This is a genomic window from Alteromonas sp. S015, from assembly GCF_036864485.1.
GTDB lineage: Bacteria > Pseudomonadota > Gammaproteobacteria > Enterobacterales > Alteromonadaceae > Alteromonas.
Genome location: NZ_JAZETO010000003.1, coordinates 210842 through 226766, shown reverse-complemented (window position 1 = coordinate 226766; position 15925 = coordinate 210842). Strand labels below are relative to the sequence as shown.

Genomic DNA, 15925 nt, shown 5'->3' with positions numbered 1-15925 from the left:
TGGTTCATTGTCTAGACATTAAACTTCAGGACTACTTGGAAATATCCGCTGCGGGAAGCTTGTAGAGGAGATTTTCGAGAGCATATTTATCTAGCAACAATTGATATCGGCCATCTTCAATAAAGAGCCGAAGCGTGGCGTTAAACTTGGCTCTAAGTTCGGGATCGGGAATAGCAGCACTGTATGGTAAAATGGAAAATAGCTCATGGAAGACGACTTTATCTTCAGCATAAGCACTATTTGAAGACTTGAAGTAATTGAAAATATTTCTATCTAGAATGGCAGCATCCACACTACCACGCATTAGCATGTCCACTTGACGGTCCTGTCGTGCCGCTTCAATGTAGGTAGTTTGCGACGCCAGTGCTTGACCGAACTCCTCACCTAAAACCGACTGAGCAGTTTGAAAAGCAATAACACTTTTGCCTTTCAGGTCGTCAATACTCTCTATAAATAGCCCTCTATCAGCGCGAGTTACCACAACGTTCTGATAGACAATATATGGATCGGAGAGAATGCTTCGGTCAATCGAGTGCGCACGGTTAAGAGTAAGGCCAATATCAACGGTGTCATCTTTAAGCAGTCGTGCCGTACGACCAAAGGGAACATAAATAGGCGAAAGTCCATATCCCATTTCAGCAAGGATTGCTCGCACCAACTCAACTTCGAAACCCGTGTGATCTTGAGAGATAACATAGGGCGGTTTATTCCAGCCCACGACCACATCTAGCTCTTTTGCGCTAAGCGATATGGTAAAGCACAATAAGCAAACAACAGATAAAAGTACGCGCATACAACACATGAACCATGTCTATAAATTAACCCTTCCCATCACAAAATATAAACTTATATTAGAATTTCACCACTCGACAAAAGATTAGTTTTTTCTCTGGCCTATCTTAAGCAATTGAGTAGCTGCGATGGATCTGCCCATGATTTTATGGATTTATCGTTTGGATTTACTTAACGCTTTTCGCTCGTCTGCATTTTGTTTACTGCCAAGCAAAGGTACAATGGTGTATAAAGGTTTGAATGAACAATAACTATGGCTTGGCTACAACTTCGAATTAATACCTCTTCTGAACACGCAGATTCAATAGGCGACATGCTAACTGCAAATGGCTCGCAGGCGGTTACCTATGTCGACGCGAAAGACACCCCAATGTACGAACCCAAACCGGGTGAAGTATTATTGTGGCCCGATACACAAGTAGTGGGCTTATTTGAGGCCGATGCCGATATGAAAGGAATTCTTCAGCGCCTAGGTAAGGCTAAAGTACTTGGCCCAGACTTTAAATACAAGCTAGAGCCACTTGAGGATAAAGATTGGGAGCGTGAATGGATGGACAACTTCCATCCTATGCAGTTTGGCGAGCGGTTGTGGATATGCCCAAGTTGGCGTGATGTCCCTGACCCTAACGCCGTTAACGTGATGCTTGATCCAGGCCTTGCCTTTGGCACTGGAACTCACCCGACGACTGCACTTTGTTTGCGCTGGCTAGACGGCATAGATATGACGGATAAAACCGTTGTTGATTTTGGCTGCGGCTCTGGCATTTTGGCGCTAGCAGCGTTGAAATTGGGTGCCGAACGCGTAATTGGTATTGATATTGATCCACAGGCCCTTCAAGCGACAAAAGAAAATGCACGCCGCAATGGCGTTGAGGACCGCTTGGATGTGTACCTTCCTGAAGATCAACCTGAGCTTGAAGCTGATGTGGTGATGGCAAATATCTTGTCAGGCCCATTACTCGAACTTCAAAGCGTTATTACTAACTATTGCAAAAAAGACGGTCTATTAGTCCTTTCTGGCATATTAGCTGAACAAGTTACGCGAATTGAAGAAGCCTATACACGCGATATCACGCTTGAAGCCAGCGCTATAGATGGCGAATGGGCGAGAGTGTCGGGTAAAAAACGCTAAGTTTAAGCGATAAACCCACTAATCGGTGAAATTTACGCCTAGCTAGCATAGTGTGTTTTCGGTAAACCGCCTCAAAATTGCGACGAAAATTTATACGACTAAGAACGCTACAGCCTAACCAATTGTTAATTTTTTTCACATTACAGCCCTTTCAAATCGGGGGCTGTAAGACTTTCGTACAATACTTAGTCTAAAAATCATCGTTAGCTTACTAATGTGACAGATTTTTTTCACTGTCAAGACCACGAAGTGAAATTTTGTGTGATTTTTAGCCTTTTCAAGCCTTGCGAAAACACGTACACTTAGCGCCCCGTTTTAGCCGGGTGTATATTTTCTGTGCAGTTTTAGATGGCGAGCTATACATTTTACAATGCGAATTGGACCTTACGAGTTAGAAAACAATTTGATGTTGGCCCCCATGGCTGGCGTAACAGATAGACCGTTTCGCCAACTTTGTAAGCGCTTAGGAGCAGGGCTTGTTGTTTCAGAAATGCTTTCGAGTAATCCGAAGGTTTGGAACACAGCTAAATCCCAAGCGCGTATGAATCATGAGGGTGAAGAAGGCATTCGCTCTGTACAGATAGCTGGGGCCGACCCTGAGCTTATGGCTCAGGCAGCGCAATTTAACGTTGAGAATGGTGCGCAAATCATCGACATCAACATGGGTTGTCCTGCTAAAAAGGTTAATAAGAAGCTAGCAGGTTCTGCGCTGCTTCAATACCCAGACACAGTGGAAGCGATTATTAAAGCAGTAGTTAATGCTGTTGATGTACCCGTAACACTGAAAATTCGCACCGGCTGGAACCCAGAAAATCGCAATGGGGTAGAGATTGCCCGCATTGCAGAGCAAAACGGCATACAGTCGCTTGCTGTTCATGGCAGAACGCGAGCTTGTATGTATAAAGGAGAAGCTGAATACAGCACCATACGCCAAATTAAGGCGGCAATTTCAATTCCTGTTATTGCAAATGGTGATATTACTTCTCCAGAGAAAGCACAAGAGGTGCTGAATTACACCGGTGCAGATGGCGTAATGATAGGTCGCGGCGCGCAAGGTAAGCCTTGGATTTTTAAACAGATCCAACATTATCTTGAAACGGGCGAGAACCTACCTTCACCACCACTGTCAGAGTTATATGAACTCTTGCGCGAGCATGTAGCCAATGTGCAGGACTTTTATGGCGACATAGCCGGTGTGAGAATTGCCCGTAAGCACGTGGGCTGGTATCTCGCGGAGCACGATACGGATCGTCAGTTTCGTAAAACGTTTAACGCTATCGATGATGCGAATGAGCAACTCGATGCACTAAATGCATATTTTCAAGCGCTGCAGACTCGAGAAACCCGACAGATTTCTCCCGCAGCATAGTGATGACTAACTTAAGAGCAACACAGTATTATGTTCGATCAAAACGTGACTTCACCTTTTACTACTACAGTAACGACGCCTTCACAAACGCAAGCTCAAAAGCCACTGCGTGACTCTGTAAAGCAAGCGGTTAACAAGTACCTTAAGCAATTGGATAACGCAAACATCGATAACCTGTACGAAATGGTACTGGCTGAAGTAGAAGCACCGCTGCTAGAAGAAGTCATGACTTACACACGCGGCAATCAAACCCGCGCTGCCATCATGATGGGCATCAACCGTGGCACACTTCGCAAGAAGCTTAAGCAATACGGCATGAACTAAGATTCCAAGGGCTTTGCCCACCAAAGAGCACCAATCGGTGCTCTTTTTGTTTCAACACTACAACATTAGAAACTTAACATTTATGCAAACACCAAAACCAATTAAACGTGCTCTCCTAAGTGTCTCTGATAAAACCGGTATCCTCGATTTCGCGACAGCGCTGCATAACGCTGGCGTAGAACTTCTGTCGACGGGCGGTACTGCTAAACTACTGTCTGACGCTGGCTTACCTGTGAAAGAAGTCTCTGATCACACAGGTCACCCAGAAATTATGGCAGGTCGTGTTAAAACTCTTCACCCTAAAATTCATGGCGGTATCCTTGGTCGTCGCGGTACCGATGAAGCGGTAATGGAAGAGCATAGCATTGCGCCTATCGATCTTGTGGTGGTTAACCTTTATCCGTTCGCTGCAACCGTGGCAAACGAAGATTGCACGCTAGAAGATGCGATTGAAAATATTGATATCGGTGGCCCAACTATGGTACGCGCTGCTGCGAAAAACCATAAAGATGTAACTATTGTTGTGAACGCGTCTGACTACTCTCGCGTACTTGCAGAAATGAACGACAACAACGGTTCATTGACGTATAACACGCGCTTCGATCTAGCTATAAAAGCGTTTGAGCACACAGCTGAATACGATGGCATGATTGCAAACTACTTTGGTGCCCGTTTAGACAGCACAGGTTGTGAAGCAGATTGTGACCACCAGCACAGCGAATTTCCACGCACCTACAATATGCAGCTTACTAAGAAGCAAGACCTTCGCTATGGCGAAAATAGCCATCAAGAAGCGGCCTTCTATGTAGAAAACAACATTCAAGAAGCGTCTGTGGCTACCGCTACTCAGCTTCAAGGTAAAGAGCTGTCATTCAACAACATTGCTGATACCGATGCAGCGCTCGAATGCGTAAAAGAACTTGATGAACCAGCATGTGTAATCGTTAAGCACGCTAACCCATGCGGCGTTGCAATTGGCGACGATATTTTAAGCGCATACGATCGCGCGTTTAAAACTGACCCAACGTCTGCGTTTGGCGGCATTATTGCGTTTAACCGCGAACTTGATGCGAAAACAGCGCAAGCGATTGTCGACCGTCAATTTGTGGAAGTGATTATTGCGCCGACAGTAAGTGATGAAGCGAAAGAAGTCGTTAGTGCGAAGAAGAATGTACGTCTTCTAGCTTGTGGCGATTGGGCTGGCCAGCTAACTGAAGGTTACGACTTTAAACGTGTCAACGGCGGTTTATTAGTGCAAGAGCGCGATTTCGGCATGGTTGAAATGGAAGACCTAGAAGTTGTGACTAAACGTAAGCCAAGCGAAGAAGAGTTGCGCGACCTTATGTTCTGCTGGAAGGTAGCAAAATACGTGAAGTCTAACGCGATTGTTTACTGCAAAGACGGCATGACAGTAGGTGTGGGCGCAGGCCAAATGAGCCGTGTTTACTCTGCAAAAATTGCAGGTATCAAAGCAGCTGATGAGAACCTTGAAGTGGCAGGCTCTGTCATGGCGTCTGACGCTTTCTTCCCATTCCGCGACGGCATTGACGCAGCGGCTGAAGCTGGTATTAAAGCAGTAATTCAGCCAGGCGGCTCAATGCGCGACCAAGAAGTGATTGACGCTGCTGACGAACACGGCATTGCCATGGTGTTCACGGGCATGCGTCACTTCCGTCACTAATAACTTCTGTCACTATTAATTAGATACACAACAACTTTTAGTGCAGGCTTAGTGAGGAATAATAACACCTAAGTTAAGTACGCAGTAAAGTGGCATTTTGTTACTTTGCTGCGTGTTTGCCTTTTTTCTTCACCCCTTTTCTCGAGCACGTATTTACCTTCTTTTGCATAGCGATACCCACGCTATGACGAAGCGATAAAATTACGAATTATTATGCTAAGGCGTAAGTGCGAATAAGGGTTAGCTGATAGGCTTGATCTGACTTGTGGTAATTTGTAGTAATAGTGTTACTGATAAATGTTATGTTTTACCAGTCCGCATAGATAATTACCTACCCTCGACAGAAAAAGGAAATAAAAATGAAAAAGTTAGCCCAACTTGTGTTAGCCGCAACGCTAGGTGTAACAGCAACCTATGCCAGTGCCGATGCTATTTCTGACGCCGCGATGAGCGATATCCGCTCTGATAAAGCCAAAGTTCGCGACGAGTATCGCAACCCTCAACAAACATTACGCTTTTTTGGCCTACAGCCAGACATGACTGTGGTAGAAATCTCGCCAGGCGGCGGCTGGTATGCCGACATCCTTTATTCTATTGTAAAAGAAAACGGAAAATACGTTGCAGCTCACTTCTATGTTGACGATGAAACCAGTGGCTACTACAAAAAGTCGGTAGAAGGCTTTAAAGAGAAAATGAAGCCGGGCATGAAGTATGATGGTGCAGAACTTACTGCATTCGACCCAATCAAAGCGTTAGATATTAGCGAAGCGGGCAGTGCTGATATGGTGCTAACTTTTCGCAACGTACACAACTGGTATATGCGTCATGGTGACGAAGGCATCGACAATGCGTTTGGCGCTTTCTTTAAAGCACTTAAGCCAGGCGGCGTACTGGGCGTAGTGGAACATGAGCTACCTGAAAGTGCAGATGATGAAGCGATGAAGAAAAGTGGCTACATGAAGCGTTCTTACGTTGTAGCTGCCGCAGAAAAAGCAGGTTTTGTCCTTGAAGCAAGTAGCGATGTAAACGCAAACCCAATGGATAGCGCAGATCACCCGAAAGGTGTGTGGACGCTACCTCCTCGCTTGGCGCTAGACGACCAAGACCGTGAAAAGTACATGGCGATTGGCGAGAGCAATCGCATGACGCTAAAATTCACCAAACCAAAATCATAATATTAAACACTCAAAACGGAACAGTTAATGAACGTACTTGTAATTGGCGGCGGTGGCCGCGAACACGCGCTAGCGTTTAAAGCAGCGCAGTCTTCTGATGTTTCAACAGTATTTGTAGCGCCGGGTAATGCTGGAACTGCTACAGAGCCTAAGCTTGAGAACGTGGCTATTGATGTCAACGACATTGCTGGCTTGGTTTCTTTTGCTCAAGGTAACGATGTTGCCCTTACTATTGTAGGCCCAGAAGCGCCGCTAGTTGCAGGTGTGGTAGATGCGTTCACTAACGCAGGTTTAATGATTTTTGGTCCTACTCAAGCTGCCGCGCAGCTTGAAGGCTCTAAAGCTTTTACCAAAGACTTTTTGGCTCGACACAATATTCCGACGGCTGAGTATCAAAACTTCACAGACATTGAGCCCGCCATTGCCTATGTGCGTGAGAAAGGCGCGCCGATTGTAGTAAAGGCTGACGGTCTTGCTGCCGGCAAAGGTGTTATTGTTGCGATGACCCTTGAAGAGGCTGAAGAGGCTATTCGCGACATGCTAGCAGGTAACGCTTTTGGTGAAGCGGGCAGCCGCGTGGTTATTGAAGAGTTCTTAGACGGTGAAGAAGCGTCGTTTATTGTGATGGTAGACGGTAAAAACGTACTACCTTTTGCCACCAGCCAAGACCACAAGCGTGCAGCTGACGGCGATAAAGGGCCAAACACAGGTGGTATGGGTGCTTATTCTCCTGCTCCGGTTGTAACGCCAAACATTCACGACCGTATTATGCAGGAAGTGATCATGCCAACGGTTAATGGCATGGCTGTTGAAGGTAACGACTACGTTGGCTTTTTATATGCGGGCCTAATGATTATGGCCGACGGTACACCAAAGGTAATTGAGTACAACTGCCGCTTTGGCGACCCAGAAACCCAGCCAATCATGCTTCGCTTAAAATCTGACTTAGTACCGCTTTGCCAAGCAGCGTGCAAAGGCGAACTTGCAGGCAAAACGATTGAGTTTGATGAGCGCGCATCGGTAGGTGTTGTGCTTGCAGCAGGCGGCTATCCGGGCAGCTACGGCAAGGGCGACGTAATAACCGGTTTCAAAAACGCTGCGAAGTTAGATGGAAAAGTTTTCCACGCAGGTACCGCCCTTCAAGATGGCGAAGTGGTAACCGCAGGAGGCCGCGTGCTTTGTGCTACTGCTTTGGGTAACAATGTTACCGAAGCTCAGCAAAAAGCGTACGAGCTGCTAAAAACCATTCAGTTTAAAGATGTGTACTACCGTACTGATATTGCGCATCGTGCTATTGCTCGAGAAGCTGAAGCAAAGTAACCAAAACATAATTGTGCGAAGTATTAAAAACGCGGCATGACGCCGCGTTTTTTGATGCTATATTTTTTGCAATATTCGGCTTACCGAAATCCAGATCCTAGCGCATCGTCACTAATACTTAACTGCCGTCACTTTGCCAACACAATTTTTCCAAATACCGACGCATTCTTATACCCTAAATTTTTATCACCATTCACTGGTGTAATCTCATGAGAACCTAAAAAGTGCTCTCTGTCGCCGCCATCGGCATCGCAATAGGCAAGCATAAAACCCAACGTCATGCCTTCTTGTAAGGTCACTGGCAAATTATCTTTTCCATGCTGATAATTGTCGTCAAACACGTGAACCACCGCTTCCCAATGAATCTTATGAGGCGCCGATATATCTCGCTGCCATTTGTTTTCTACGTGATCATTGTAGAGTTGTGGTACCGCCTCTCCCGCTTCATTCGGACCTATATCAACAACCTGATTATCTAGCGCCAAGTGATAGGCAAACGCATTGTAGTTATTAAGGTGATCGCCACCAGAGGCATCCGCATCAATGAAAATTTCTAAACAGTCATCATCCCAATAACGTTCAAGCGGATTAGCATAGGTATCCGAAAGGTGGTCGTCTTGTATTTCAGCCAACAGATACAGCGCATCCTTGTTCCATCGAAGTTTATATCGACCAGAAAAATCGGTGGACTCAGGCCTGGTGCCCCACATCAGCGACGTCATTTCGTGCCAATCGCCCTCTTTCCATGCCGCATCGTTTGCTATGCCATCTATAACGGGAGTTTTTTTGGTAAACATCACGCTGTCCGGCTTCGCACATGCTGAGGAAGCAAACGTAGCGACAAGCAATGCTGAGGTAAATGCTGATACTAGGGAATTAGTATTTTTCAATTAAATACGCTCTTAGTTTACTTATTTGAATTTTAAATTAACATGTTTTGCGCTCTATCGCGTCAGAAATACAGCGTACAAATACTCGCCTCACCGGAAGCATTATCAATTTAGCACCTTTATTGTTATAACAAGACTAACCCTTCTATTAAAATTTTGGCTATGTCATTTAGAAACGCGTGCTACCACATTCTTGCTCCCGCAAGCGAAGCTCATGAGTACAAAAAGTTGAGCAAGTTATTTGATGTATTGCTCATCGTGCTCATTATTGTGAATATTGGAGCCATGATGCTAGAAACCGTGCCAGGTCTTCCTGCCATTTTGCACCAGGAACTGCATGTTATTGAGGTGGTTTCTGTACTTATATTCACTATCGAATACATTCTTCGGGTGTATAGCAGCGCATCAGCACCCAACCGTCCAGCCCTCGAAGCAACAACACCGTGGCAAAAACGCTGGGCCTATCTAAAGAGCCCCATGGCGATGGTCGACTTACTGGCAATCCTGCCATTTTACTTAAGCGTTTTCGTGGCGTTTGATTTACGCATATTAAGGGTATTCAGGGTACTACGAATTTTAAAGATTGGTCGCTATTCACGTTCAATGCAAACGCTTGTCACCGTTTTGCGCAACGAGTCGCATAGCCTTACTGCTGCTATCAGCGTACTTTTATTGTTCACGGTTATCGCCGCCACATGTATTTACTATATTGAACACACGGCACAACCCAACGTTTTCAGCAGCATTCCCGCGTCTCTCTGGTGGGCACTAGTCACACTTACAACGGTAGGCTATGGTGACGCCGTACCCGTTACAGCACTAGGCAAGATATTTGGTGGGCTTATAACGATTATGGGTATATGCTTTTATGCCTTGCCGGCGGGCATTTTATCATCAAGCTATACTACTCAGATGCAGCTCAAACGCGACCGGTTTAAAGATACCGTCCAAAGTGTATTAGACGACGGAAAACTAAGCGAGCATGATATCCACCATATAGAACGCGTTCGTGCATTGCTTGATTTAGATGAAGAAGAAGCAAAGCTAATTATGCGCTTATTACAGCACCATCACAATGGACGTAAAAGGTAATTACACGCAGGCCCACGCGCAAATTCACAGCCGAAATAAGATGATATGCGCGTAGTCGCCCCCTTGATTCTTATCGCGCATCAGCTTATAACTAGTACCCGTCATTTCCAAAAAGAATTCCTATGTCTGTCAAACACCCTATTATTGCTATAACAGGTTCTTCCGGCGCGGGTACTACTACCACGACCAATGCTATTCGCCATATTTTTAGGAACTTGAATGTTAATGCTGCAGTAGTTGGCGGTGATAGTTTCCATCGTTTTACCCGACCAGAAATGGAAGTAGAAATTCGTAAAGCTCAGGAGCAAGGCAGACATATCAGCTATTTTGGTCCTAAAGCCAACGACTTTGAGTTACTGGAAACGCTGTTTAAAGAATACGGTAGCTCAGGCACTGGACAGTTTAGGCAATACCTTCACACCTTTGATGAAGCCGTTCCGTTTAACCAGATGCCGGGCACCTTTACACCATGGCAAGATTTACCTCAAAACACTGACTTACTGTTTTATGAGGGTTTACATGGTGGCGTCAAAACTGAAGAAAATGATGTCGCGAAGCACGTAGACTTATTGGTTGGCATGGTGCCAATTGTAAACTTAGAGTGGATCCAAAAAATTGTGCGCGACACCACTGATCGCGGTCATTCTCGAGAAGCGGTAATGAGCAGTATTGTGCGTGGTCTAGACGACTATTTCCACTATATCACGCCACAGTTTTCTCGCACCCACGTTAACTTTCAGCGGGTACCAACCGTTGATACCTCGAACCCGTTCAGCGCGCGGGAAATTCCAACCCAAGATGAAAGCTTCGTAGTGGTGCGTTTTAGACGGGAAATGAAAACTGTCGATTATCCTTATTTGCTTCAAATGATTGATGGCGCGTTCATGTCTCGCATCAATACCTTGGTTGTGCCCGGCGGTAAAATGGGTTTAGCCATGGAACTCATTTTAACCCCTCTCCTTGAAGACATTTTGAATAAGAAGCGCAGAGCCGGTCACCAGATGGATTGGCTAAGCAGCGACGAGTAAGCCTATTATACATCGCTTCTATAGGCATATATTTAAAACAGTAAGTCGCAATGGTGAATGCCCTGCGTCAATCTAGGTTCTATTCTGATAGTTTCTTGATTTAGTTTTTGACACAGCAGGCCCCTGTTATGACCACAATTAAAAGCCAACAAATTTGGGTAGACCAGCAAAACCTTGCCAACACTAAAGTTGTTACCCACGATATGAACACCAGCGACTTACAGCAAGACGAAGTATTGCTTGAAACGGACAGCTTTGGCTTTTCTGCCAACAACATCACGTATGCTGCGCTGGGCTTTAAAATGGGCTATTGGGGCTTTTTCCCTACCTTCGAAGCTGGCTTCGGTATTGTGCCTGTTTGGGGCTTTGCTAGTGTTAAGGCGTCTTGTCATAGCGATATCAAAGTAGGTGAAAAGGTGTTCGGCTACCTGCCGATGGCTAGCCATTGGGTGATAAAAGCTGGAAAAGTTGCACCACACGGATTTTCAGACTTACACGAAAAACGTAAAAGCATTAGCCCAGTTTACGACCAATACCTGCGCTGTGCTGCTGACCCAGGCTACAACAAAGACCGCGAAGCATGGCAGCTTAATTTCAGACCCCTGTACATGACCTCGTTTGTGCTTGATGATTATGTGGCAGAGAAAGCAAGCGACGAAACCTTACTATTATCGAGCGCTTCTAGTAAAACCGCGTTGGGTACGGCGCAACTGCTTAAAGACCAAAAAGCGTCACGAGGCGCAAGCTATAAGGTGGCTGGATTAACTTCGAAACACAATGTGGATATGGTAAAAGCGTCTGACTGTTACGATGAAGTATATAGCTATGACGAACTTTCAGCACTAAGTAGCGATGCGCGCTACTGGCTGCTCGATTTCGCCGCCAACGGGACACTGATTAATAACCTTATCAAGCAGCTTGGCGACAGCTTAGGCGACGTCACACTAATAGGAGCGACAGATTGGAAAGCCCAAGAGAAGCCCAACCCAAAACTTCTCAATGCAGAGATATTTTTCGCACCAGCTCGCGTTAAACTGCGCCAACATGAATGGGGGCACGAGGCATTCTTAGCAAAATACGCCAGTGCATGGAAACGCTTCGCAGAGAAAGTGAGCGATCAGTTTTATGAGCAGTCGCACTGCGGGACTGATGCGATAACACAGTTATATTTAGAAACCCTTAACGGGTCGGCGCCCACTAAAGCGCTAAATGTCGTCATCTTTGACTAGCGCCCCTTAAGGATTACACCTTGAACTGCCAGAGTATTATTACAGCGCCAACGTTATAAAGCTTCTAACCAATACGTAGTTCACTAAAAGTTCAGTGGGGAAAAATCTTAATGACTTCCTCCACACTAGAGCCTGCTGGGCCTTTGCTGGATCTTGCTGGCGCTTTCTTTACATCCAAGTTCAACACGCCTAGACACTATTTGTAACAAACATCCCCTGCCTTTTACGCTTTTCTCGCTTTTGTATTTAACATCTTGTAGTTATAGTGAAACAAAAGTAAACGAAAGGTATGAGTATGGGTCAGGAAACCTCTAAAATTCTCGTTGTTGACGATGACATGCGTCTGCGCAGCCTGTTAGAGCGCTATTTGCTCGAGCAAGGCTATCAAGTTCGTAGTGCGGCTAACGCAGACCAAATGGATAGACTGCTTGAGCGCGAGAACTTTCATCTCATGGTTTTAGATCTTATGCTACCAGGTGAAGACGGCTTGTCTATTTGCCGCCGTTTACGCCAGCAAGAAAATGACATGCCCATTATTATGCTTACTGCGAAGGGCGATGAAGTTGACCGTATTATTGGCCTTGAAATGGGTGCAGACGATTATTTGCCTAAGCCGTTTAACCCACGAGAGCTTCTTGCACGCGCTAAAGCTGTATTGCGCAGACGCAGCAGTGAGGCACCAGGCGCGCCATCTAAAGACGTGCAAATTGTTGAATTTGGCAATTACAAACTGAATCTCGCCACCCGTGAAATGACGGCTGGTGATACGCCACTAACCCTGACTAGCGGTGAGTTTGCGGTATTGAAATCTCTGGTTACCCATCCACGTGAACCTTTGTCACGAGATAAACTCATGAACTTGGCGCGAGGCCGTGACTACAGCGCCCTAGAGCGCAGTATTGACGTTCAGGTTTCGCGCTTAAGAAGAATGCTTGAAGAAGACCCTGCCAACCCTCGCTATATTCAAACCGTATGGGGGTTGGGCTATGTATTCGTGCCCGATGGCGAACAAGCTTAGCATCGGTGATCTTTATGGGTATCACCGATACGGCCAATTTGCTACGGAAGCATATATAATAATGGCACCATATTATGCGTTTACATTCTGCCATAGCAGCAACTGATCCATGATACAAAGCAATGGCGTTTTATGCGTTTAATTCCTAAAAGTGCGTTTGGTCAAACCGTCATGCTTATTGGCGTGTTGCTGCTTATTAACCAAATTGTGTCGTACATTTCTGTTACCTACTACTTTATTCAGCCCAGCTACCAACAAATTAACAGTTTGTTGGCGACGCAAGTTAAGTCTGTATTAGCCAACGACTTGTTGGTCACTAACCAAGAAACCCGCGACCGCTATTTTCAGAAAACTCAGGTGCAAATCTTTGACGAAAGCGTTGCGAAACAAAATGGATTAGAAAACGCCGTATACTACAGCTATATTTCCTCCCAGGTTAGCGAGCAGCTCAGGCAGCTTGCTGACGTGCGCATTAGCACTACCACGCAAGCCAGTGACGAAAATGCGCCTTATATTGTTTGGATATCCCTTAATCGCTACCCAGATACATGGATTTCTATTCCGATTTCAGGGCTAAACGAAGCGAATATTTCGCCCCTTACTATGTACTTAATGGTAATTGGTATATTGAGTGTGGCGGGTGGTTGGTTGTTTGTAAGACGTATGACACGCCCATTGTCAGCCTTACAAAAGGCCGCAATAGCCGTTGGCAAGGGCGAACACCCAGCGCCGCTTCGCGAACAAGGCAGCACCGAAATGATTCAGGTTACTCGCGCGTTTAACCGCATGAATCAAGGTATAAAGCAGCTTGAAAATGATCGAAATATCATGACAGCAGGCATCTCCCACGACTTGCGCACGCCGCTTACCCGTATTCGCCTTGCCTCGGAAATGCTGCCAGAAGATCAAGACTGGATAAAAGACGGTATTGTAAACGATATAGAAGATATGAATGCCATTATCGACCAGTTCATTGACTATGCCCGCTACGACACCGAAGAAGTTACTCAAGAAACTGATTTGAATGCAATTATTGCAGAGCTTGTACAAGCCAGACACTTAGATGATAAGCACCATATCGAACTTAAGCTCAATGCCATTCCTCCCTTGTCACTACGGCGAATTGCAATGAAGCGAGTGATCGATAACCTCATCGAAAACGCCTTCAAATACGGTTCGGACGATATTGCGATTAGCAGCTTTTACAATCGCCATGAAAAGCGCGTATATTGCAAAGTACGTGATTTTGGCCCCGGCATACCTGAAGATGAACTCGACAGTGTATTTATGCCGTTTGCGCAAGGTGATAAAGCCCGTAATTCTTCAGGCTCAGGCCTAGGCCTTGCCATAATAAGGCGTATTATAGAAGCTCATGACGGAGAAGTGGCATTGAGAAATCACCCTCAACAAGGCTTAGTCGCAGAGTTTTATTTACCTTATCTGCCCCACCTACACCAAAAAGATTAAACGCAGCCAACTCTAGTTATTTGAATTAGGCGCGTGTGCGTATTCCGTTCCCACCTAAAAGATCTGAAGTATCTAAACCGCAAGGGAATTACTGAAAAACTCAGCTCATAATTTTACAGCCTTAACTTCGGTGGTACTTAATTTTTCTGCTGTAACCATACGAAGCCAGCCACAGTACACATCCACCTAGTGGGATCACCCAAAACGCTGTGGTAAGAGGGACAAAATTGGCCCAAAGCCCGGTAGAAAAAGAAGCCACTTGTACCCCCGTAGAATTACCTATAATTGAAATCCCGGAAAGTACCGGGCCGTTGTCACTGTCGATATTCATCGCTGATGACAATGCAAGTGGGAAAAGGCCACCCAAACCTAAACCAAGCAGCAAATTACCCGCACCAATGCCATAAAAAGACGGCATTAGTTTCAGTGCGAAAACGCCCGTTAGCGATGCTGTCGCCATAATGACAATCATGCGGTGAACGGATACAAACCGCAGTAAAAAGGGGAAGGTCAGACGACTAATGACCATACCGGCGGTAAAACACGCTAATAGATTTCTCGATTGCTCGCCACTAAAGCCTAACCCGTTTTGCGCATAGCTCACGAACCAGTTCGCGTTACCAAACTCCACAGCACCATAGCCAAAGGTAAGCAACGTTAGAAATATGAAAACGGGCTGCTTTATGATAACGCCAAATGCCAACGTCTTTTTAGACGCTTTGGGTTGGCCCTTAAGCACTTTCGCCTGTGACCGTGCCGCAATAAATGTATAGCACGAAAGCACTATCATAACGCCAGCTACCACTTGAATGGGCAATCGCCAGTTGTGCTCAACAAGATATAACAGCGTTACAAAAAATGAAGCAGCAAATGTGCCTAAGCTGAACATAAAGTCCATTAAGCCCATCATAGTAAAACGCTTTTCTACGTACATTCGCGCAATCAGCGTATGCCCAATCGTAAAAATTGTTGAGCTCACTACTCCAATTAACACAGCTAACACTAAAAACCATTGCCAAGATGATAGTAGGGAAACCAAAAGCAGGAGACCAGTGTTCATACTGAACAATGTAGCGAGCAGTGGCATATACTCGAAGCGACTGGCGTATTTACCACCAATCACAGCGCCTAACATCATGCCTACCGAGAAGAGCGAGAATAGTGCGCCGCTCACTACTTCAGACATTTGCAGGTCTGCAGCAACATCTGGCAGCAATATTCCCCACAAGAGGAATAACTTACCAATAAGGAAAAAACCAGCAAAAATAACGATGGTGGCAGGAAGACGGCTCATTTAAGCTCCAAGGCTGATATCAATAGAAAGACATCCGATTTAGGCGTGAGGGCACAGCGTAGTTATGCTCCTTGACCACAAAGTGAACCTTTTGAGGGCGCTGACCTTTACTGT

Annotated in this window: 14 protein-coding genes; 11 read left to right on the top strand and 3 right to left on the bottom strand. The window is 45.7% G+C overall.

The window, feature by feature from the left end; genetic code table 11:
- Nucleotides 1-31: 31 nt before the first annotated feature.
- Nucleotides 32-793 carry a substrate-binding periplasmic protein gene (locus V7R42_RS07450; RefSeq protein ID WP_334019573.1) on the bottom strand — a complete coding sequence of 254 codons (762 nt, stop codon included), beginning with the start codon at nt 791-793 and terminating at the stop codon, nt 32-34.
- A 252-nt stretch (nt 794-1045) separates the two neighbouring features.
- On the opposite strand from V7R42_RS07450, the gene prmA reads away from it, so the two are divergent.
- The 6 genes from prmA (at nt 1046) to purD (ending at nt 7793) form a co-directional block, all read left to right on the top strand.
- Nucleotides 1046-1924, top strand: a complete 879-nt coding sequence (gene prmA, locus V7R42_RS07445; RefSeq protein ID WP_334019572.1) for a 50S ribosomal protein L11 methyltransferase — start codon at nt 1046-1048, stop codon at nt 1922-1924.
- Between the two features lie 370 nt (nt 1925-2294).
- The gene (gene dusB / locus V7R42_RS07440) at nt 2295-3293 is read left to right on the top strand and encodes a tRNA dihydrouridine synthase DusB (RefSeq protein WP_334019571.1); all 999 of its coding nucleotides are present in this window, start codon (nt 2295-2297) and stop codon (nt 3291-3293) included.
- A 30-nt stretch (nt 3294-3323) separates the two neighbouring features.
- On the top strand, nt 3324-3617 hold the full coding sequence (fis, locus tag V7R42_RS07435) for a DNA-binding transcriptional regulator Fis (protein ID WP_012520109.1): 294 nt from the start codon (nt 3324-3326) through the stop codon (nt 3615-3617).
- Nucleotides 3618-3699: 82 nt separating this feature from the next.
- Nucleotides 3700-5298, top strand: a complete 1599-nt coding sequence (gene purH / locus V7R42_RS07430) for a bifunctional phosphoribosylaminoimidazolecarboxamide formyltransferase/IMP cyclohydrolase (RefSeq protein ID WP_334019570.1) — start codon at nt 3700-3702, stop codon at nt 5296-5298.
- Nucleotides 5299-5657: 359 nt separating this feature from the next.
- The gene (locus V7R42_RS07425; protein WP_334019569.1) at nt 5658-6473 is read left to right on the top strand and encodes a class I SAM-dependent methyltransferase; all 816 of its coding nucleotides are present in this window, start codon (nt 5658-5660) and stop codon (nt 6471-6473) included.
- A gap of 27 nt (nt 6474-6500) precedes the next feature.
- Nucleotides 6501-7793, top strand: a complete 1293-nt coding sequence (purD, locus tag V7R42_RS07420) for a phosphoribosylamine--glycine ligase (protein ID WP_334019568.1) — start codon at nt 6501-6503, stop codon at nt 7791-7793.
- 128 nt (nt 7794-7921) lie between these two features.
- On the opposite strand, the gene V7R42_RS07415 is transcribed toward purD, so the two are convergent.
- A complete protein-coding gene (locus tag V7R42_RS07415; protein WP_438823641.1) occupies nt 7922-8683 on the bottom strand; it encodes a sugar-binding protein in 762 nt (253 codons plus the stop codon).
- Between the two features lie 156 nt (nt 8684-8839).
- Between V7R42_RS07415 and V7R42_RS07410 the strand changes: the two genes are divergently transcribed.
- From V7R42_RS07410 to envZ, 5 genes are all read left to right on the top strand, one after another.
- Nucleotides 8840-9775: an ion transporter gene (locus tag V7R42_RS07410; protein ID WP_334019567.1), complete on the top strand. Its 936-nt coding sequence runs from the start codon at nt 8840-8842 to the stop codon at nt 9773-9775.
- Between the two features lie 122 nt (nt 9776-9897).
- Nucleotides 9898-10803: a phosphoribulokinase gene (locus V7R42_RS07405; protein ID WP_334019566.1), complete on the top strand. Its 906-nt coding sequence runs from the start codon at nt 9898-9900 to the stop codon at nt 10801-10803.
- A 128-nt stretch (nt 10804-10931) separates the two neighbouring features.
- Nucleotides 10932-12032 carry a DUF2855 family protein gene (locus tag V7R42_RS07400; RefSeq protein WP_334019565.1) on the top strand — a complete coding sequence of 367 codons (1101 nt, stop codon included), beginning with the start codon at nt 10932-10934 and terminating at the stop codon, nt 12030-12032.
- Nucleotides 12033-12327: 295 nt separating this feature from the next.
- Nucleotides 12328-13050: an osmolarity response regulator transcription factor OmpR gene (ompR, locus tag V7R42_RS07395; RefSeq protein ID WP_334019564.1), complete on the top strand. Its 723-nt coding sequence runs from the start codon at nt 12328-12330 to the stop codon at nt 13048-13050.
- A gap of 132 nt (nt 13051-13182) precedes the next feature.
- Nucleotides 13183-14517, top strand: coding sequence for a two-component system sensor histidine kinase EnvZ (gene envZ / locus V7R42_RS07390; protein WP_334019563.1), 1335 nt, complete (start codon nt 13183-13185; stop codon nt 14515-14517).
- 121 nt (nt 14518-14638) lie between these two features.
- Here envZ and V7R42_RS07385 read toward each other — a convergent pair whose 3' ends face one another.
- Nucleotides 14639-15811, bottom strand: a complete 1173-nt coding sequence (locus V7R42_RS07385) for an MFS transporter (RefSeq protein WP_334019562.1) — start codon at nt 15809-15811, stop codon at nt 14639-14641.
- Nucleotides 15812-15925 lie beyond the last annotated feature (114 nt).